This is a genomic window from Vibrio sp. Vb0937 (genome assembly GCF_033338855.1).
In genome coordinates, this window is the sequence record NZ_JAWOTK010000003.1 from 140,127 (window position 1) to 160,720 (window position 20,594).

At 43.9% G+C, this 20,594-nt stretch carries 15 protein-coding genes and 1 tRNA gene; 7 read left to right on the forward strand and 9 right to left on the reverse strand.

What is annotated here, in order from left to right; genetic code table 11:
* Nucleotides 1-98: 98 nt before the first annotated feature.
* Nucleotides 99-1,037, reverse strand: coding sequence for a hypothetical protein (locus R7P67_RS07515; protein ID WP_224723833.1), 939 nt, complete (start codon nucleotides 1,035-1,037; stop codon nucleotides 99-101).
* A 176-nt stretch (nucleotides 1,038-1,213) separates the two neighbouring features.
* Nucleotides 1,214-1,774: a recombinase family protein gene (locus tag R7P67_RS07520; RefSeq protein ID WP_025789109.1), complete on the reverse strand. Its 561-nt coding sequence runs from the start codon at nucleotides 1,772-1,774 to the stop codon at nucleotides 1,214-1,216.
* A gap of 597 nt (nucleotides 1,775-2,371) precedes the next feature.
* Here R7P67_RS07520 and R7P67_RS07525 point away from each other — a divergent pair.
* Nucleotides 2,372-2,444, forward strand: a tRNA-OTHER gene (locus tag R7P67_RS07525).
* A gap of 273 nt (nucleotides 2,445-2,717) precedes the next feature.
* Here the strand turns inward: R7P67_RS07525 and R7P67_RS07530 are convergent.
* The 3 genes from R7P67_RS07530 to R7P67_RS07540 all read right to left on the reverse strand — a co-directional run bounded on the left by R7P67_RS07530 (nucleotide 2,718) and on the right by R7P67_RS07540 (nucleotide 5,525).
* Nucleotides 2,718-2,846, reverse strand: a complete 129-nt coding sequence (locus R7P67_RS07530; RefSeq protein ID WP_257789285.1) for a hypothetical protein — start codon at nucleotides 2,844-2,846, stop codon at nucleotides 2,718-2,720.
* Nucleotides 2,847-3,198: 352 nt separating this feature from the next.
* Complete coding sequence (locus R7P67_RS07535) at nucleotides 3,199-4,191, reverse strand: cytochrome d ubiquinol oxidase subunit II (RefSeq protein WP_005388401.1); 993 nt, start codon at nucleotides 4,189-4,191, stop codon at nucleotides 3,199-3,201.
* A gap of 2 nt (nucleotides 4,192-4,193) precedes the next feature.
* Nucleotides 4,194-5,525, reverse strand: coding sequence for a cytochrome ubiquinol oxidase subunit I (locus R7P67_RS07540; RefSeq protein ID WP_206969718.1), 1,332 nt, complete (start codon nucleotides 5,523-5,525; stop codon nucleotides 4,194-4,196).
* An 816-nt stretch (nucleotides 5,526-6,341) separates the two neighbouring features.
* Between R7P67_RS07540 and R7P67_RS07545 the strand changes: the two genes are divergently transcribed.
* A complete protein-coding gene (locus tag R7P67_RS07545) occupies nucleotides 6,342-6,590 on the forward strand; it encodes a hypothetical protein (protein WP_262652523.1) in 249 nt (82 codons plus the stop codon).
* A 5-nt stretch (nucleotides 6,591-6,595) separates the two neighbouring features.
* On the opposite strand, the gene R7P67_RS07550 is transcribed toward R7P67_RS07545, so the two are convergent.
* A complete protein-coding gene (locus R7P67_RS07550) occupies nucleotides 6,596-7,585 on the reverse strand; it encodes a Solitary outer membrane autotransporter beta-barrel domain (RefSeq protein ID WP_172563326.1) in 990 nt (329 codons plus the stop codon).
* Nucleotides 7,586-8,358: 773 nt separating this feature from the next.
* On the opposite strand from R7P67_RS07550, the gene R7P67_RS07555 reads away from it, so the two are divergent.
* The 4 genes from R7P67_RS07555 (at nucleotide 8,359) to R7P67_RS07570 (ending at nucleotide 15,409) form a co-directional block, all read left to right on the forward strand.
* Entirely contained in the window at nucleotides 8,359-9,996 is a 1,638-nt protein-coding gene (locus R7P67_RS07555; RefSeq protein ID WP_213969477.1) for a methyl-accepting chemotaxis protein, read from the forward strand.
* A 466-nt stretch (nucleotides 9,997-10,462) separates the two neighbouring features.
* The gene (locus R7P67_RS07560) at nucleotides 10,463-11,602 is read left to right on the forward strand and encodes an efflux RND transporter periplasmic adaptor subunit (RefSeq protein WP_017635040.1); all 1,140 of its coding nucleotides are present in this window, start codon (nucleotides 10,463-10,465) and stop codon (nucleotides 11,600-11,602) included.
* A gap of 2 nt (nucleotides 11,603-11,604) precedes the next feature.
* A complete protein-coding gene (locus R7P67_RS07565) occupies nucleotides 11,605-14,766 on the forward strand; it encodes an efflux RND transporter permease subunit (RefSeq protein ID WP_213874681.1) in 3,162 nt (1,053 codons plus the stop codon).
* Nucleotides 14,767-14,953: 187 nt separating this feature from the next.
* Complete coding sequence (locus R7P67_RS07570) at nucleotides 14,954-15,409, forward strand: MarR family winged helix-turn-helix transcriptional regulator (RefSeq protein ID WP_017635039.1); 456 nt, start codon at nucleotides 14,954-14,956, stop codon at nucleotides 15,407-15,409.
* A 44-nt stretch (nucleotides 15,410-15,453) separates the two neighbouring features.
* On the opposite strand, the gene R7P67_RS07575 is transcribed toward R7P67_RS07570, so the two are convergent.
* The gene (locus tag R7P67_RS07575; protein WP_005388415.1) at nucleotides 15,454-16,410 is read right to left on the reverse strand and encodes an AEC family transporter; all 957 of its coding nucleotides are present in this window, start codon (nucleotides 16,408-16,410) and stop codon (nucleotides 15,454-15,456) included.
* A gap of 601 nt (nucleotides 16,411-17,011) precedes the next feature.
* On the opposite strand from R7P67_RS07575, the gene trpS reads away from it, so the two are divergent.
* Nucleotides 17,012-18,034, forward strand: a complete 1,023-nt coding sequence (gene trpS, locus R7P67_RS07580; RefSeq protein WP_262652521.1) for a tryptophan--tRNA ligase — start codon at nucleotides 17,012-17,014, stop codon at nucleotides 18,032-18,034.
* Nucleotides 18,035-18,118: 84 nt separating this feature from the next.
* On the opposite strand, the gene R7P67_RS07585 is transcribed toward trpS, so the two are convergent.
* Both R7P67_RS07585 and R7P67_RS07590 read right to left on the reverse strand, forming a co-directional pair.
* Nucleotides 18,119-19,075 (reverse strand): ATP-dependent dsDNA exonuclease, encoded by a 957-nt coding sequence (locus R7P67_RS07585; protein WP_262652519.1) that lies wholly within the window; start codon nucleotides 19,073-19,075, stop codon nucleotides 18,119-18,121.
* Complete coding sequence (locus tag R7P67_RS07590; protein WP_262652518.1) at nucleotides 19,072-20,400, reverse strand: sphingomyelin phosphodiesterase; 1,329 nt, start codon at nucleotides 20,398-20,400, stop codon at nucleotides 19,072-19,074. The genes R7P67_RS07585 and R7P67_RS07590 overlap by 4 nt, the downstream gene beginning before the upstream one ends.
* Nucleotides 20,401-20,594 lie beyond the last annotated feature (194 nt).

A 20,594-nucleotide genomic window follows, 5' to 3' on the forward strand; every position in this document is an offset into this window, starting at 1 on the left:
TACACCTAAAGTCTCCCCACTGTTCACACGTGTACACTTTGGTCTTAAATAGCCCGTAGGCCTTGTTGTATAAGGCTTACGAGCTCGCAATGTTATTTCTAAAAGTCGTAGTTTTCGGTTACGTTAGGGGCTTTATTTCCACTATTTTTATCTTGAATACTCCCTTCGATAGTCCCAGCTTGTTCCAGCCACTTACTCCGTTGAGATATCGAGATACCTAATTGAGATCCCCTAGTGACCTTTCTTAAACCTTCCCTGAAGATATCCTCTCCAAAGAACTCAATGAGGCGGCTGATGCTATTTGAGACGTCTTTAATTTGCTTTTGCTCCCACTGCTCATCATCTTTGTCAGATATATTATCTTTGCCCTTAAAAGCATCTGAGAGGCGTCTAATCTTCGGAAACCCCTTAGAGTCCCAGCAGCTTTGGGGTAGGTAATAACGTGACTCCAAGCCAAACTGGAGGCCTTCAACAAAGCTCTCTAAGTCGTTCATCTCGATGTCAGTCCCTAATGCTTCTTTACAAGCTTTTAAGCCGTTAGCAATGTGTGCAGCCTGACCACGACTACATCCAACAAGCTCACATACTTGAGAGACGCTTAGGTCAAACTCTCGGTTAACAATTAGCTTGCGAAACTGAGCTTGCATTACTTCATCTTTAGTAACTCCAACCCCATGCGCTTGATTGACATCTTGGGCTGCTGAGAATGCCTCAGCGTAAGTACGGTTTTCTATGATCAACGAGTTAATCATCAATTCAGCATCGGGGTTTTCTTCAAGGTACTTCAAACAAGCTCCAGTGCGGTGGAAACCATCCACTACGTAATACTTATCATCAACCACAAAAACAGTGATAGGCTGCCTTATAGGCTGTCCATTACGAAGGTCTTCAAGAATCTCCTTGCTTTGACTCTCTTGCTTAATCTCTTGCGCTGAACGTACTCGTTTGTCTTTTATGAGTTCAACGTCACGGGCTTGCATCGCGGGATCGAGTATGAGAGTTCGAGGGTCTAAATACGCAAATCTGCTATCTGCCATGAATTGATTCATAGTGTGTTATGTACCTGTAGGTCTATGACTGATTATTAATGTTTCTCTTTTTGGTTTGATTGGAACCCTAGGAGGGGGGAGGGTTCGGGGTAATGCGAATCCATCACGATTGCACTGCCCAGCTATTTTTACACAATATGTGCGCTTGGTTTTTTGATTTTTACTTACTTGAGGTTTGTTGATAGAGCTCTTTGTACTGTTGAAAGAGAGACTCCTACTTGAGCTGCTATTTTCCTTAAAGACATTCCTTGTGAACGTAGCTCAGCGATACGCTGGTGGTTAGTTGTGTTAGTTGGTCTACCTTTATATTTCCCTGCTGCTTTAGCTTTCTCAATGCCTTCCTGACGTCTTTCCTGAATCATTGCTAACTCGAATTGAGCTACAGCTCCTAGCATGTTCAGCATGAGCTCAGACATATGATCGCTTCCACCAGCATTAAAGCTTAGGTTTTCCTTGTGGAATCTCACGCTAACACCTTGGTTAGTCCAGTCGTTTATTAGCTGCTTTAAATCAACCAAATTACGCGCTAGGCGGTCGATGCTATGAACGTGGATTGTATCTCCTTCTCGAACGTAGTCTTTAAGAGCTTCTAATGCTGGTCGTTTAGTTGAGCCACCACTGCATTTATCTGTAAAGCTCTTATCAAAGGTGATACCAGAATCTGTAAGTTGACGGTCTGTATTTTGGTTTGTGGTCGAAACACGTAGATAAGCTATGTGTGCCATTAGGTGTACCCGTTTAACTCTAAGATGTTAGAAATTTTATTGTGGTCACAATTCAAATTCAACCCTATTGGGTACTGTTTGATCAAGGTTTGACCGTAGTCGTTTGGGTATACCTAATGGGTACGTGCAATGCTGACGGCTTGCACCATGTTATTGTTTTTCTTTATCTAGTATTGTTTATATATAACTCCAGTAAATAATATTTATTGCATTAGCCAATAGATAAAAGCGATAAACACAAATGGCATAACTAACTCTATATTGCACAAGAGAAATATTACTAAAATAAAGTAGTCATATGGCGTTGGGAGAATGAAATAGAGTGCTATAGCAATCAACAGAAATACACCGTTTACTGTATTTTTTTGACCAATGAAGAAGGCTGTATTGCGCAATATTTGCATCATTTTTGTATACCTAAATCTAAGTGACGTTGTACTTTCTGTAATATCTTAAGTGCGTAGCAAGTTTTTTCAAGCTGGTTTTGAAGAGAAGGCTGAAAGGTGTCTTGCTATAGCAAAAGGCCTTTTTATTGCAAACCGTTGAACTGAATCCGTTGTACAAAATACTGGTACAAACCTTCAAAGTGGTATATTGTTAAGTGGTTGATTTTAATTGCTTTAAACTTGGTAGCTTGCAATCGAGAGTTCGAATCTCTCACTCACCGCCACATTCTAAAAGGTCTGATTTATCAGGCCTTTTTTCATATCTGCACTAAAGTAATGCATCATTGAAAGTACATAAGAGTACTCAGAGTGCAAACGCAACTCTATCTACAAGCCAACTGTTCATATCTCACCTCGATACAACGCCAAAATTGAAGAAGCTATACAGAGGCAGCCATAATCTGATTGGTGCGGGTTAGCCCATCCGCTTTAATCTAGAATTTAGCACCCATATCACATGAGGTATGAATACGGCCACAAGAATGAACGTATTGCTACTAGATGCTAAGCAAAACAGCCATGAACACGAATACAACAGCAATCATAACAAAGAGATCTGTGTTTGGATTGAGGTCATCTGGGTTAAATTTTTCAATGCTTTGCGTCGTTTCGCATCGTATCTTCATGTTCTTGTCCTTATTTCATGTACTATTTCAACAGCAACATAACATGCAATTGAGTGTTCACAAGTCATAAAAAGCATAAGTATACTTGCACCTCATTGAGCGCAAAAAAAATACTCAAAGCGTTTTAAAGTGGCGGTCTACCTTTTGTAACATCAAATGTTCTTTCTGTTTTTGTGCCTGTATCGCTATAGTTGAGAAACGGTTATCTCGTTCTAGTTAGGAACAAACTACTGGCTGCCGCTACATTCTCTCAGCGTTCCCACTCAGTCGCCTTGGGTAGATACTTTAGTCGTTGAGTACTGCAAAAAAAACGCCGCATGAGCAGCGGCGCTTTGTTGAGGAATTCCCTTTCCTACTTGTAGCTAAGTTCTGTCGCTTTGCCTTTGAAGATCCGGTATACCACAAAGGTGTAAAGCAATATCACCGGCATAACAATCATCACACCGTAGCCCACGATTATTAATGTCGCAGGTGAGGAGGCCGCTTGTTGTGCGGTCATCAACCCCGGCACAACTTCTGGGAAGAAGCTGTACGCAAGACCGAGAAAGCTCAACGCGAAAATGACGGTGACACCAAAGAAAGGCCAACGCACACCCAGATCATTCACCATTGGAACCTGACGCAAATAGCGATCAACTAGGAAGATGGTTGCCAATACAATTAACGGAACTGGGGCAAGCAACAAGATTTCTGGGAAGCTGAACCAACGCAAGGCAACTTGTTGATTTACAATTGGGTTTACAACGCTAACCACCAAGATTCCTAAGGCCGCTAACCAACCAGCACGGCGAGACCAACGGGCCGAGCGTATTTGCAAATCACCTTCCGTTTTTAGTACTAACCATGCGCCACCGATGTAAACGTACGCCGCTGCTACACAAAGTGCGCTTAACCAAGCAAAGCCAAATGCTTCGGTTGATTGTTCAAATCCCATGATGTAACGACCCACCATGTAACCCTGAGTTAGTGCGGTGATTAGCGAGCCAATTCTGAAGCACCAATCCCAATGAGGTTTATGATCCGAGTTCGCTTTGGCTCGGAAATCGAACGCCACGCCACGCATTATCAGTGCGATAAGCATTATGGCGGTCGGCATATAGAGCTCCGTTAAAATCAAACTGTGAGCGGTAGGAAAGGCAATCAACAAAATACCAACGGCTAACACCAACCACGTTTCGTTCGCGTCCCAGAAAGGGCCGATAGAGGCTATCATTCGGTCACGTTGCGCTTCATTATCACTTGGTAAAAGGATACCGACGCCAAGGTCGTAGCCGTCGAGCACAGCATACATAAAGACCGAGAAGCCAAGCAGCAGAAGATAAATTTCTGGTAGATAGTCGAGCATGATTAGGCCTCTTGTTGTGTCAGTGGGACTTCATGGGCTGCAATGTCTTTGCGCGCCAAATAGAATAGGGTATGGATGTACGCAACCAGCAATGCAGCATAAATGGCTAAGTACATAATGAGCGAAGTCATCACGCTACTGCTCGCAACCGTGGTGACGGCTTCTGATGTACGCAATACACCGCTGACCAACCAAGGCTGTCGGCCAATCTCAGTAACATACCAACCCGCCAATGTGGCTATCCAACCGGAGAACGTCATGGCTAATACCGTGTACAGGTAAGGTTTAGGTAACGCTTTTTTGCGTGCTAGCGTCACCGCGCCATACCAGCTAACCAGCAGCATAAGGACACCTACACCAACCATCACGCGGAAACCAAAGAACAGGGGCTTCACTGGTGGGTGGTCAGGCGCAAACTCGTTAAGTCCCTGGATTTCCCCGTCTAAGTCATGCGTAAGAATCAAACTCGCCAACTTAGGGATGCCCACTTCAAAATCATTGCTGCGAGTTTCTTCATTTGGCATCGCAAATAGTAGAAGAGGCGCGCCTTGCTCGGTCTCCCACACACCTTCCATCGCTGCAATTTTTGCAGGTTGATGTTCAAGCGTGTTTAACCCGTGAAGGTCACCGACAAAGATTTGTACCGGGATGAACCCAGCCGCCGCGAACAGCGCGACTTTTAGGCCAAGTTTGGCTGAGCGGTGATCTGACTTTTTCATTATTTGATAAGCCGAGATACCTGCAATCAAGAAGCTGGCAGTCAGCGCCGATGCTAATAGCGTGTGTAGAAGACGGTACGGTAAAGAAGGATTGAAAATGACTTCTTTCCAACTGGTCACATGAACAATGCCGTCAATCACTTCATAGCCACTTGGTGTGTGCATCCAGCTGTTAAGCACCAGAATCCAAAATGCGGACATACTTGTCCCAACAGCAACCAGAACGGTGGCGAGAGTATGAACCCATTCCGGTACTCGTCCTCGTCCAAAAAGCATTACACCCAGGAAGGTGGCTTCCATAAAGAAGGCGGTCATCACTTCGTATCCGAGCAATGGTCCAGCTACGTTTCCGACTCGTTCCATAAAGCCTGGCCAGTTGGTACCAAACTGGAAACTCATCGTAATGCCGGATACCACACCCAAGGCGAAAGTGAGAGCGAATATCTTGACCCAGAAGTAATAAACATCGAGCCATACGGGGGCCTGTGTGCGGTTATATCGCCACTTGAAAAACACCAACATCCATGCCAACGCGATGGTGATGGTCGGGAAGAGAATGTGAAAGCTGATATTGGCCGCGAACTGGATCCGCGACAGCATGAGGGTATCTAACATCTTGGTTCCTCAAAAACGTGCCATACTAAAAATCGTGTCTATCTGTAATTTAGTTACGAAAAGTCGGGCAGTTTGGATTCATGTATCGAGAAATACAGGTGATTCTGTTTTCTTCTAACCATGATTTATATCAACTAAGGGAAAGAAAGGAGTGTAGGAAATTGTCTCAAAATGCCACTAATAGTCGCGAGAAGTGAGTAAAAGAAAGCAAATGTAACTGAAGGAGCATGGATTAAGATTAGTTCGAATTATCCTTATGATGGTTTCGATAATCCTGAAATAAAATTACAAAAACAATATTTTTAGTAAGGAAAATTGCCTTGCCTTCACTTTGAACCTCCATACTATTTATACACTAGTCATGTCGAGATCATCTCAAACACAGCAAACTTACTGGCAGTTAAGGTGGGAAACTTTAGCTAATTGATAAACTTAAAATTGCACTGCTAATGACATGTGCATCATAAGTTCGTTAGCACTCGACCAGAAGTGCGATAGGCTACATTTTTATACTAGCGAACGATTTGGCTCTAGGTAATTCGGCTTTCACTAGATCAACAAGTCGACTGCGGACCATTTTCGATTCCTGATGAGTTTCAATCCAAACTGACACTTACTTTTCAGCAAGTGTGCTAGTGTCTTTCTTGTTATTTATTAAATAATTAATAAATGCCTATATGGTAAAGAGAGTTGTGGGCAGCTATCTCGAGCAGTAGACTGGCGCTAGCCAGAGAGTCTGACTTTGAGGGGGGCATTCTACATGAACCTTGGATTCTGCCACCGCAAAGCTGATATTGAATTTGATGGAGATGGATAATGAACGACAGTTGGGCTAATTTCTTTCCTTACTTTGCTGGAGCTTTTAAGCTTATTGTATTAGGGATAGGAGCCTACTTAGCCATTAAATGGCATTTTGACGAAGAGCGAAGGGTAAGAGAAGCGAAAGGTGTGGTGTTTGATAACCCAAGTCTCATGAAAAAGTTTGCGAAGACGCTAACTCTGCCATTCCTTTTGTGTCTTCTCGTTCTTCTTGTTATATATGCTACCAACTGGTTCCTGTACTGACAGCGTTATTGTTTGTTGTAGTAAAGTTGAATGCTGCCACCTCTGAGAGTCGAGCCGTAGTTGAAGTTAACGCCTATGCCGAAATTGTCCAACCAATCAAAGGGCTTTGGTGCATAAAATAGCCATCCTATAGAAGCTTCGTAGTAATGCGGACTTCCCAGTTCATCGCTTAAATCATGCGAAAGGTCGACTCTTTTAATCCCGGTAAATAAAGCTTGCTCACCGTGATAAATATTGTAGTAACCGGTGATTTCATTAGATAGGTACCAACCTTTAGGGTTGCCTATATTGCCGTTATTTGCGCTTCCCCAGCTGTGCCCAATGAACGAATTCAATGTCGAACTGGCATGCCATTTCCCCCAACTTGTGGGAGACGTGTATTTGGCTTTAATGGATGGTTGAACTATTGCCGCCCATGCTGAAACGTTAACGGCACGGCCGTCTAGGATTCTTCCAATGATGGATGAAAGTTTATTATCGGTAGAGAATGAGTTTTTATAACGCATAAGGTGAGTCGTCGTTCTGGTGCTAAGGGTGACGTTTTCACTTGCTTTGTATAGATACCCATAACCAATCGATGCACCGTATGTCCTTTCCTTGAGAAGATCCTTACTTGTGCCGAATAGTTTGAGATCATTCTCTGTTTGTATCGTAAATGCCTTAAACGACAGCTCATGTAAGTCCTCGCTGCCCTCTATGTCAAAGTTAGTCGTGTAAGGGAGAACATATACGGATTTGCTTCGACGTTCATTGATTGACTCGTCAGTCCCGAACTCTGGGTTGGCGGTATCAAATAATGCATTCGGATCAAAGTCGCCAATACCAAACGCAATTGCGTCAGTGTCGGACAGCAAAACCGCGATAGAAAAACGTTGTTGGAGAAGGTTGCTAATTTCCTTATCTAGTGGATCCGCTTGAGCAGTGTGAGGAAGTGAGAGTAGGAGAGTGAGCGAAACGACTCGCCACTCCACTGAGGCGAAGTTGGGTTGGAACATTTTGGCTCTTTCAAATGGTTCATGCATGGAGTTTTTGGACGTACCGGTACGCTAACATTAGTTTAATCGTTGAATGGTCGGTGTAACTTTGAGAAATCTATGTTTTCTCATATTGATATGAAAAAGTTCCTTAAACGAGTTTAGCTTCAATGTGTATGCTGCACCAGATTTGTTTAGCAACATCATTCTTTTCTGAAGATGTAGCAAAACTTTGTGACTAGGTTGCATTATTTTCTTGAATGCGTCTCTTGAGAGGAAAATAGCAAACTTTTTTATTGCCTTGGCGCTCAAGAAAATCTGAATCGTTCACTGTGCTACAGGTTACTTCGAAAACTTGTAAGCACCCTGTCTGCCAACATCACGACTAACATCATCAAGGATTACCCTTAAATACGTCAGATAAACAATGGTTTTTTTGAGCTTTAGAAGAAATGTTCGGACTTTTGCATATTCCGCGGTGGTGCTCAATCCAAGAACTGTGTTTTGTATGTGTTCTCAGTAAATCATTGAGTCGATCTATTCTTCAAAATGTGGTCCCTTTTAATTCACTTTCTGTTACATATTTTTCGTTTTGAAAGAGCATTTTAATTTGCATCTTTTGAAAAGATCTCTTTGTTAAATTTTGTATAAAATCAACTAATTGTTGAAATTAGAACCCTTGTCAAAAAGTCATTAGATTTCATGTTGAATAGCCTCTTTTACCTAATAGTATACTCTATTTGTTTGATATAATTTCCGGCAGTTTGTATACCATAAATAAAGAGAGTCTATTCATGTTCCAGAACTTAACGATCAAGCAGAAGATAGTGATTCCGCTGTCATTGATTATTGGATTGTTTATTGTGAGCTCTGTATTAAACGTTATGACAAGTTGGAAGCAATCTGAATTGAGTGAGACACTCAACGAACAGATCGTGCCGAACTTATTAACGATTGAGGATGCTTACCGCGATCTTTACCAAGCTACATCTGCAATCCAAGGTGTTGCTCTTTCTGATACTCAAACCGATATTGATCACCACATCGGTGAATACAAAGACAACGCATACAAAGCGCTGCCGCGTATGGAACAAATGATTGAGCTATCGCAAGCCGGTGTGACGCCTTCTACACATGGTAATGAAGTTCGAACGCTTGTCTCTTTGGGTGAAAAATGGTTAGCAAGTTATGAGGTGATGCTACGTTTACCTCAATCTCAATGGCGTGGTTACTACAATGAGCACAAACATACCTTTGAAGACCAATTTATCGAGGTTAGAGCGCAGCTTAACGTTGTAAAAGATGCAATAGAAGAAAAGCAAAGCCAATTGAAGGACGAAATATCAGCGGCTGCAACAAGAGCAGAACTCATTCTTGAGGCTGGCATTGTGATTGTTATTTTTGCCGCTATCGCGATGGCTTTTTTGTTGTTACAAACGGTTGTGAAGCCTATCAATGATATTAAAAATGCGATGACAGAAATTGCGTCCGGTGAAGGTGATCTAAGTCAGCGAATCGATGTAAAAACACAAGACGAAATTGGCAATTTAGCAGACGCATTTAACCAGTTTGTGTCCAAAATTCAAATGACAGTCGCTCAGGTAATTGAAAGCTCAAATACCTTACGTAACGAAATGGCAAATCTTAGCTCGTTGACCACGACCATCGCGAACTCGACCGTTTCTCAGCAAAAAGATAGCGAGGCGGTAGCGGCGGCAGTGCATGAAATGCAAGTCACCAGCAGAAATGTAAGCGATAGCGCTAACGAAGCTGCGGTTGCGAGCCAAACAGCGAATGATGAACTTACCAATACCAATGTTATTTTGGATCAAACGGTTAGCTCAATTCGTAGCCTCGCAAGTGAAATCGAAAGCGCAAGCCACGTCATTAACACATTGGATCATGATGTGAGTAACATTGCGTCCGTACTGGATGTAATTCGTGGTATTGCCGAGCAAACAAACTTATTAGCGCTTAACGCAGCCATTGAAGCGGCTCGCGCTGGAGAGCAAGGGCGAGGCTTTGCTGTGGTAGCGGACGAGGTTCGTTCTTTAGCCAGTCGTACGCAACAGAGTACGGGAGAAATCCAAACCATGATTGAAAAGCTACAATCTGGTGCAGGACAAGCTGTAGAAGTGATGCGCGGTAGCCAAAATAGCAGTGATGAAACGATCAAGTCCGCTGGCCGAGCGAGTGAATCCCTTTCTGAAATCTTGAACGCGATTTCACGTATGAACGAGATGAATACACACATTGCAACGGCTGCGAGCCAGCAAAGTACAGTAAGTGACGAAGTAAATAGCAACGTACAAGGCATTGCAGACAGTAGCACTTCAATTGTGGAAATCGTAAACCAAGCGCAAGCTTCTTTAGCCATGTTGTCAGAGCAAACTCAACGTTTAGATCATCAGGTCAGTCAGTTCAAAGTATAAGCTTGAGAACAGCAATCTCACTGACGAAATAACCCGCTTCTTAGCGGGTTATTTTTTAGATAAGTGGCGAACCTGACTTGTGAAATTTCGACTATATTTACATTCCTTTCTCACTTTAGTTCGTATACCAGAGTGGGCAAATAACCCTAGACAGCGGTAACAAACTCTGTACAGCGTGATGATGCTTTTATCATCACTTTTGCTGCTTTTTAACCATTGCAATTGCACACAGGAAAATGTGATTTCCAACCCAAAATCTTCAAATTTGAGAACTTCATAACACCTTTACCATAAACGTTTTTCGTAAGCGTATAGAACTGTAAATTTTGTTGTATGTACAACACTGGGTATTTATCATCCTAATTAATTTGTTCTGGATATACATCCATTAGTCATTATTAAGTCATTCTAGAAGCTTTTAATAAGGAATCTTGAAGGCTTGTCGGTAGATAAGAGAGAAAAATTCATGAGACGTAAAACCACGCTATCTCTGCTGATTGCGTCGAGCCTTTTTGTGGTTGGATGTCAACCTAGCGAAGAAGGATCGAGCCAAGGTGGGGGGCCTGCGCCCGTAACCGAAGTAGAAGTGTTAACAGTGCAGCCAACGCGCCAAGCATTGACAGTAGAGTTGCCGGGTCGTAGCAGAGCATTCAAAGAAGCAGAAGTTCGTCCGCAAGTCACTGGCATTATTTCGGAGCGAAATTTTGTTGAAGGTGGCCTTGTTGAACAAGGACAGTCGCTATATCAAATTGATGATTCATCATTTCAGGCGGATTTGCTGAGCGCTGAAGCGGAATTAATTCGTGCGCAAGCTGCGGCAGAGTCGACCTATGCCACGGTGAAGCGTTACAGAACCTTGATCACCAAAAAATCCATCAGCCAACAAGACTTGGATGAAGCAGAAGCGGCATACAAAGAAGCGAAAGCGCAGGTCCTAGTCGCAAAAGCCAAGATCAACACAGCAAAAATCAACTTAGATTATACGCAAGTCAAAGCTCCGATTAGCGGGGTGATCGGTAAATCGAGTGTGACAGCGGGTGCGTTGGTTACGGCTAACCAAGCTGCCAAATTAGCGACCATTCAGCAGCTTGACCCTATCAATGTTGATATTGTGCAATCATCCGCGCAACTGCTGCGTTTGAAAGCATCACTCTCCCAAGGCCATATGCAAGAAGATGACTCTGCGCAAGTTACATTGATGCTTGAAGATGGCAGCACTTACGAACACAAAGGCACAATGAAATTTACTGAGGTCAATGTGAACGAAAGTACGGGCAGCGTGACGCTTCGTGCCGAATTCCCAAACCCTGACGGTTTGTTGCTACCTGGAATGTTTGTTCGTGCGACGGTCATTACTGGTGTCGACCCTGATGCGATTCTAATACCACAAAATACGGTATCTCGTGATGCGACAGGTAAAGCGACAGTGATGACGGTTAATGGCGAGAACAAAGTGGAAGCGAAACCAGTGAAGACTGCCGAAGCGATCAATAGCCAATGGCGCATTATTGATGGTTTGAACGCGGGTGATAAAGTCATTACCGCCGGTTTACAAAAGGTAGGGCCAGGCAGTTCGGTAACTATCCAAAACGGTGAACAGGAGTAATCATGGCACGATTTTTTATCGATCGTCCGGTATTTGCTTGGGTTCTCGCGATTCTAACGATGTTGGCGGGGGTAATGTCATTATTCAATTTACCCGTCTCGCAATACCCAACGATTTCACCGACGACGATCACCATCAGTGCTCGCTATCCAGGTGCATCAGCAAAAACCGTTGAAGACTCGGTAACGCAGGTTATCGAGCAAAACATGACAGGATTAGATTACCTTCGCTACCTATCATCGAGCAGTGATGCATTTGGTAATGCGACAATTACCCTGACGTTTGATAGCGAAGCTGATCCTGATATCGCGCAAGTACAGGTGCAGAACAAACTGCAATTGGCATTGACTTCATTGCCGATGGAGGTACAAAACCAAGGTATTGTCGTCAATAAATCCAATACGGCATTTCTCATGGTTGTCGCAGTTTATTCTGAAGATCCTGACTTTACAGAAAACGATATCGGCGACTTTGTTGTAACGAATATTCAAGACCCGATAAGTCGTGTAACTGGCGTAGGACAAGTGCAGGCGTTTGGTGCGCAGTATGCGATGCGAGTTTGGCTGGATCCATTTAAGCTAACGCAATTCAACTTGACCGCGATCGACGTAGCAAATGCAATCAGTGAACAGAACGCGCAAGTTTCTTCAGGTCAACTTGGTGCGGCACCTGCGCAGGAGGGTCAGTTGTTGAATGCTACGATTTCTTCTGCAAGTCGTTTGAGCAGTGTAGAAGAGTTCCAAGACATCATTCTTAAGTCCGACGCCAGTGGTTCGAATGTTTATTTGAAAGATGTAGCTCGCGTTGAGCGTGGTGCAGAAAGTTATGATATTCGAGGCCAATATAATGGCTTCCCAGCATCGGGGTTAGGTATTTCATTAGGTACTGGCGCAAACGCGCTTGAGACAGCCAATGCGGTAAAAGAGCGCTTAGAACAACTGAGTGCAACGTTCCCAGAAGGGTTGCAGATTGCTTACCCATTTGAAACAACACCATTCGTCAAAGCCTCGATTCAAGAAGTGGTTAAAACGCTATTAGAAGCTATTCTTCTTGTGTTCTTAATCATGTACCTGTTCTTGCAGAACTTCCGTGCGACGATCATTCCAACGATCGCAGTGCCTGTCGTATTGCTCGGAACCTTCGCTATTTTGTACGCGACTGGATTTAGCGTAAACACGTTAACCATGTTCGCGATGGTTCTGGCTATCGGTTTGCTGGTGGATGATGCCATCGTTGTGGTGGAAAACGTCGAGCGTGTGATGCATGAAGATGGTTTAGAGCCCAAAGAAGCGACCAAAAAATCGATGGGGCAGATCACTGGTGCCCTGATTGGTGTGGGGTTGACGCTTTCAGCGGTATTCGTCCCTATGGCGTTTATGTCTGGTTCTACCGGGGTTATTTACCGTCAGTTCTCGATAACTATTGTGGCGGCTATGACGCTTTCCGTTTTGGTTGCGATAATTCTGACTCCGGCATTGTGCGCTACGTTGCTGAAAAAAGGCGATGCTGAGCTTCTAGAGAAGAAAGGCTTCTTTGGCTGGTTTAACCGCAAGTTTGATGCGATGACAGCAGGCTATGAAACCGGCGTTGCCAAACTTCTAAAACGCACAGGTCGCATGTTGGTTGTATTTTTGGCAATGAGTGCAGGTGCTGGCTGGTTATTTATGAACCTTCCAACGTCATTTTTGCCAGATGAAGACCAAGGCACAGTATTCTCAATGGCTATTTTGCCGCCTAACTCAACACAAGAACAGACGGAAAAAACACTTGAGAAAATGCGCGACTTTTACCTTGTGGATGAGAAAGACAACGTGAAATCCGTTTTCTCCGTTGCGGGCTTTAGTTTTGCAGGCCAAGGCCAAAACATGGGGATGGCATTTATCGGCCTGAAAGATTGGTCTGAGCGTGAAGCGCCTGGCGCTGATGCGGCTTCCATTACGGGCCGAGCGATGGGGCACTTCTCTACCATTAAAGAAGCTTTGGTATTTGCGTTCGCCCCTCCAGCGATTCAAGAGCTAGGTAACTCGACAGGTTTCGATTTCTATCTCCAAGACTCGTTGAATAAAGGGCACGATGCATTAGTTGCGGCTCAAGGGCAACTTCTGGGCATGGCAGCACAAAACCCGAAACTTGTCGGTGTTCGTCCAAACGGTCAGGCAGATGCGCCAATGTACAAAGTGAACATTGACCACGTCAAACTTCGTGCTTTGGATGTCAGTATCAATGACGTAAACCAAATCCTGTCAGCTGCATGGGGCGGGGCTTACATTAACGATTATATTGACCGCGGTCGTGTGAAGAAAGTGATGGTGCAAAGTGATGCGGAATACCGCATGCAGCCAAAAGACTTCGATTCATGGTACGTACGCAACGCTAAAGGAGAGATGGTGCCTTTCTCTGCTTTTGCGAGTGGCGAGTGGACCTATGGTTCTCCTCTTTTGCAGCGCTTTGATGGTTTGCCAGCAATGAATATTCAAGGCGGTGCAGCTCCTGGTGTAAGTACTGGTGAAGCCATGGAAGAAATTGAAGCAATGGTAGAAAAGCTACCGGAAGGCTTCACGGTGAACTGGAATGGTATTTCGTATGAAGAGCGCCTTTCCGGAAACCAAGCGCCGATGCTATATGCGCTATCTATCCTCGTCGTATTCTTAGTTCTTGCCGCTTTGTATGAAAGTTGGTCAGTACCTTTCGCCGTGGTGTTAGTTGTTCCTCTTGGTGTGCTTGGTGCTGTGCTTGCGGTAATGACGCGCAGTATGGATAACGATGTGTTCTTCCAGGTGAGCTTATTAACGACGGTCGGCTTGGCAACCAAAAACGCCATTCTGATTGTTGAGTTTGCAAAGGACTACTATGAGAAAGGCGCTGGGCTTATCGAAGCAACCTTACATGCTGTTCGCGTTCGTCTGCGCCCAATTATCATGACATCGCTTGCTTTTGGTTTGGGTGTGGTACCACTTGCTATCAGTTCAGGTGTGGGATCGGCAGGTCAAAACGCAGTGGGTACCGGCGTACTTGGTGGCATGATCAGTGCCACGATATTGGGTATATTCTTCGTCCCAATCTTCTTTGTAGTGGTTGAGCGATTGTTTGATCGACGTGCGAGAAAAGAGTCCGAGGCAGAGTTGTCTGAGACCAGCACTAAACCCACTCAGCAAAGCGAGTAGGACTTGGTTGTTTTAACTGAGTTATACTAGTGATAATAAACACGATTAAAGGGCGCTTCGGCGCTCTTTATTTTATGTTTTCACTTGGTGGTTACCGTCTATGACGCGAGCCTGAAAGACGGCGTGTTGTGTGCAGTATCAGCACAGCCTTTTCGGCCGAATGAAAGCCTAAAGAAGAAAAACGACGATGAAAGATCAGAAAATTTCCCCAATTTCCGTTTTGGATCAAAGTCCTATGTTTGTTTGTGGTGTGATGCAGCGCATGTACCGCAATCGTGCCCAAGCCGAGCTCTCTCGGCAAAATTTGATGACACTAGAAATGGCAAGTGCACTGGCCGCTTTAGAAGAATTTCAGCCTATGAGCCAGCAAGCGTTAGCTGATGCGGTTCGAACTGAGCGAAGTGTAGCAAAGCGGATGGTGGACAATCTGGAAAAGAGAGGGTTTGTTCAAGTTTCTAAAAGTAAATCGAATCAGCGCCTTAAAATGCTAAGCATGACAAAAGAGGGGGCAAATGCTTTAAAGCAAGTTCATCAAATCATGACGAATTTACAGAAAGAGTTTTTTTCTTGTTTGTCGGAATCTGAAGCGAGTGAATTTTTTCGTCTGGTAAGAAAGCTCACTTTTGCGAATCACGACCAGTAACTTACATCAATGCCGTCTAGCGTCTTTATTTTATCGCTGGCCAATTATATTAAGTTGTAGAACTTAAGAAATAGGATGCCCAACGTACAGGTCACGGTAGAAAGCACCGTAGTGAGTGCGATGATATTTGCAGCTAACGTGGCATTGCCTCCCATGGAACGCGCCATGACATAGCTGGCAGCAGCGACTGGAGAGGCGTTCATAAAGAAAAGAATACCTAGCTCAATTCCTCGAAATCCTACTAAGTAAGCTCCCATGGTGATGATGACTGGCGCTACGATGAGCTTGTAACTGCTCGCAAACCAAGATGGACCTTTCTCTTTTCTCATCAAGCTAAAGTCAAGTGAGCCACCCGTACACAACAGCGCCAAAGGCAATGTCATTTTGGACAAGTAGTCTCCTGCATCAATAACCACATTCGGTACTGGAATAGCGAGTAAATAAAAAGCCATTCCTAGAACAATGGAGATTATGAGCGGATTCCTAGTCAGTGTTCGGCCCATCATCTTTGCTGCTTGCGAGGCAGACGTTGCCCCCTTGGGCGATAAGCAAATTACCGCTTGGACGTTATAAATAAATGTGGTGACCGCGACATAGAGCGCTGCTAGCGCCACACCTTGAGAACCATACGCATTGGCAACGTAAGCGATACCAATAATACCTGTATTTGCTCGGAACCCACCTTGGATGAGAACGCCTTGGTCAGGCGACGCTTTGAACAGAAGTTTGACGGAAAGGTAGGTGAAAATGAAAAACGAAATACTAGCGATGACGCCGAAATTGACGAATCCACTTGCCGCGGAAAAGTCGTGTTCTGAAGCCACAATGCTGACAAATAACATTGCAGGCAAGGTAACTTGAAACACCAGTTTAGAGCCTACTTCGATAAAATTATCGTTGATTAGACCAAAGCGCTTAAAAAGAACGCCAAGTACCAACATCAAACAGATAGGTCCGGTTATCGACAAAGAGAATTGCAACTGATGTAAAACAGCTTCCATGTAAGTATCCGCAGTAAAAGAAAAAAGTGTTCCTGCTGCCTATTAAGCCACAAACCCGGAGGGTAGGACAGTAACGTGATGAAATTTTCTTCTGTTGTAGGTTCCGGAGTCATTTACACTCCAAGTTATGGACGAGGTCCCAATTTAACAAAGCGGTACTGGTCCTACGTGCGATATGTTGGTTAACTCGTTGTCGTGATGCATCCACATGCGTATTAGATGTGAGGGCTGGTCATCGTAGTTATGGATAGGAGTTCATCAATGAAAAGGAAACACAACAAAACTGTACTGTGTGCGTTTGTCTCTGGTTCGGTATTTGGTGCGGTTTTGGTCATTGCGATGTCTTTACCAATGTAATCCTCTTAATTGGCTGTTGGAACACTCACACTAATTCAGTACAAAACAGATTGAGTTCTGCGGTGTGTGCTGTTAGTTTAAAAAACATGAAAATACACGTTCGCCCTTCATTAACAACCTTCTCTTGGTGGCGCTCTAAATAGAGCGGCGCGGAATACTTACATTCTTAAGCTGCTGGATGGTAGCTAAGAGTGTTTGATCTTTTTATCTCCAGTAGCGATCTATTAAATACTTGGAGACAAATATGAATAGCCATAAAAATACATCTCAGCGTGAAATTATACTTACCGGAGATCGAGCAACAGGTCCATTACACCTAGGGCACTATATTGGTTCATTGCAACAACGAGTCAAATTGCAAACGGAGCACGAGCAAACGATCTTGGTCGCGGACATGCAAGGGTTGACGGATAACGCGCATAATCCATCAAAGGTATCCTCTAATATTCTCAATGTCGTTGCAGATTATTTGGCTGTTGGTATCAACCCCGCTCAAACTACGATCACGTTGCAGTCTCAAATTCCAGCGTTAGCCGAGTTGACAATGTATTACAGTAATCTTGTTTCTATCGCACGATTAGAGCGAAACCCTACGGTTAAAAATGAGATTCAGAGTAAAGGTTTTGAACGCTCTATTCCCGCAGGCTTTTTAACGTATCCAATTTCTCAAGCTGCTGATATTACGGGGTTTCATGCGACGCTAGTACCAGTGGGTGATGACCAACTGCCGATGTTAGAGCAAACTAATGAAATCGTGAGAAAAATAAACCATCTGGGTGGAAAAGAGGTTCTTAGAGAATGCCGTCCATTACTTAGCGATGCACCTCGTTTGCCGAGTACTGACGGTAAAAATAAGATGTCTAAAAGCATGGGGAACGCAATCAACTTAGGCGCCTCCGAAAAGGAGATTTCCGCGGCAGTGAAATCTATGTATACCGATCCCAATCATCTGAAAATTGAGGACCCTGGCCAAGTCGAAGGGAATATTGTATTCATCTACCTCGATGCTTTTCATCCTGATAAAAATTATGTCGAACAGCTAAAAGACCATTATCGACGAGGTGGATTAGGTGATGGTTTGACCAAGAAAGTGTTAGAAGAATGCTTACAAAAAATGCTTCGCCCTATTCGAGAAAAGCGCGCTATGTATTTGAATGATAAAGCGCAGCTGATTGATATTTTAAAACAAGGTAGTGAGCGTTCTCGCGAGAAAACCGAAAAAGTGCTATTTGATGTGAAAGATGTATTTGGTTTAAATTTGTTCTGAATTAAAAGTAGAGAGTTGAACATAAGGCACGACGGCTGGTTAGCAACGTGCCTTTTTAAGTTCCCAGTCAGTCAAAGCGCATTATTAAGAAGAAAAAAATTCACGACGAAAATCCGCGACTTCTTGTTGGTAATAGCTTTGCCATTCCGGTTCTGACAAATTTGAATGGCTTGTGGCTCTCTCTTTTCTGAGCCTGGACTCAAGTTGTTGCAATGCTTGTTGGTAACCTCTGACTTGCTCTTTTTGCTCAGCAATTTGTTGCTCACGAGCGTGAATGTTTTTAGTTTCTTCTTTCGTTAAGTAAGTTCGTTCTAGCTCTGCGATGATCGCCAAGCGATCTGGTAGGCTCATACTATTAGGAATCAGGGTGACCGCACGCTCATATTTTTCCTGGTCGCTTGTTAGCCCGATAGCACCTGCATGTTCTTGCCAGTCAATGGTGAGTTGCTCGAAAGCTCGCAAAAAGTTATCTGGGCTTTGAGTGTCCAGCTTTTGGGCTTCTAAGTTGAAATCGTACAGCGCGAACTCATCCGCAAAAACAACATCAGCCAATTCCCCCCAGATGCTTCTTGCTTCGTTCTTCAGCTGTGCAACACGCGACGCCAGTGATTGTTGCTCATCAAATAACAAATTTCCTACACTCTCTTGCCATTGGCTGCTGAGCTGAGGGTAGTTCGCCAAAAGCTGGAATCGAGCTGAAGATAAATGCGCCTCAAACAAGGCGACCTGCTCTTCACAACTACGGTTCAACATACACTCTTGCCAAAACGTCTCAAGTTCAGCGACAAGTTTCCTGCCTTTGAGTTGAGTTAATCGCTCAGTCGTTATTTGAACTGTGGAAGGGAGCTTAGCTGTTTGTGGTGAAGTATCTGTATCGGGCACGATGCTGCTTGTTTGTGGTGATGTACTGGAGACACTCTGATTTTTTGTCTTAGGGGAAGGAGAGGAAGCGAGCTCTTCTTTTTGAACATCGTGATTGAAAGTTAAAAATATCATGCCCGCCATAATGGCGGACATGATTATCAAAGCGATTTTCTTCATGGCTTGATTGTTGCGCTTACTGGGAAATGGTCAGAAAGGTTGTAGTGTTTCCATAAACTCTCTGCGGTTGTGCGCGGCACGTCTACACGGTTGTCATTGAATGATTTCACCCCGTATTCACTACTCACCATAACATAGTCAAGGTATTCCACGTTTTCGCCACCTGATAACGCTTCACCTGCGAAGTTATTGATACGGGGATCAAAGGTTGACTCCGTGTAACCAGAGTACTGAGGCTCTATGGCGCTTAAGTTAGCGATCATTTGTTGGTAGTCACCAGGGAACTTTCTTTTGTTGACGTTAAAGTCGCCGCTGTATACCACAGTTTCGCTTGAAGGAATGTTAAGAGATTGGGCGAGTGCGCGGATTTGTTTGAACTGGCGCTGACGATACTCACGGGCGGTGTCTGTATCGAAAGATGCGGTATGGGTAGCAAACACATGGTAAGCCTGACCACCTTTAATTATTTCCGCATAATTTACGCCTTTATCGGCAAAGCAGTCTGTACCAGAGCAATCGGGAAAGACATATTGCGCTTCATTCACGATAGGGTAGCGACTAACTATGATTATGCCACCATCATGAATATTAACGCCTTCTTTATCTAACATCTTTGTTTGGTAAGGATATTCCTTGGCTAACTCACGTAAGAATGCTTCACGACCGCTGGCAAACACCTCTTGCAGCGCCAAAACATCGTAACCTTTTACATGTTGAGGAATCAGTTCGTAACGATCTCCAATGTGCGATGCAATAGCCGTCAACGCCCAGATGTTATAAGTCATCAACTTAAGGTTTTGTTCTTCGTTGTCGACAGACTCCGCTACCTTGCTTGGCGTGATGGTGTAGTAAAGATCATCATATCGAGCGGTACTGTCTGACTTAAATGCCAGTTCGGTTTCTCTCGCACCAAAAGCGTTAGTGTTGGTACGATGAATATTACCATCATCTTTGAGAGATAACTCGACATCGGCAGCGGACAAGCCGTATTCAATGGTCGAATTGTACCAATGGCCTTCCATTATTTGATTGAGTGTTATGCTTTCACCTTCGGGGCTAGAAACCACAGTTTCAAAACGGTAAGTTTGATTTGATTTCACGCCCTCCCAGCGGTTGAAGCTTAATACAGATTTAGTTTCCCACGGACCAAGTACCTGCACATGTTGTTGCCATTCTTCTCCGTATTGAAGCAAATCGCTGCCTTCATGTTTTACTTGAATAGTTAACGGTTGAGCAGAGTTATTCGTTAGGTAAACGTCGGTATCTGCAATGCTGGGTAACGCTATCAAGCTACTTAATAAAAGGCTCCACTGCGAAAATTTCATCTTATTTTTCCATCATTTGAACTAGAGCAATCATTCTTGTTTATAAATGTTACTTGCACGTTAAATATGGATGACATCTAAGCCAGTGCTGAAAATTGTTATCAGAATGTGATCTTTATTCAATGGTGAGGGTGGAGGTATTGAGTGTCTGGCCGTTGAAGCGGTGGAAAATAATACCAACAGTCAACGAATTG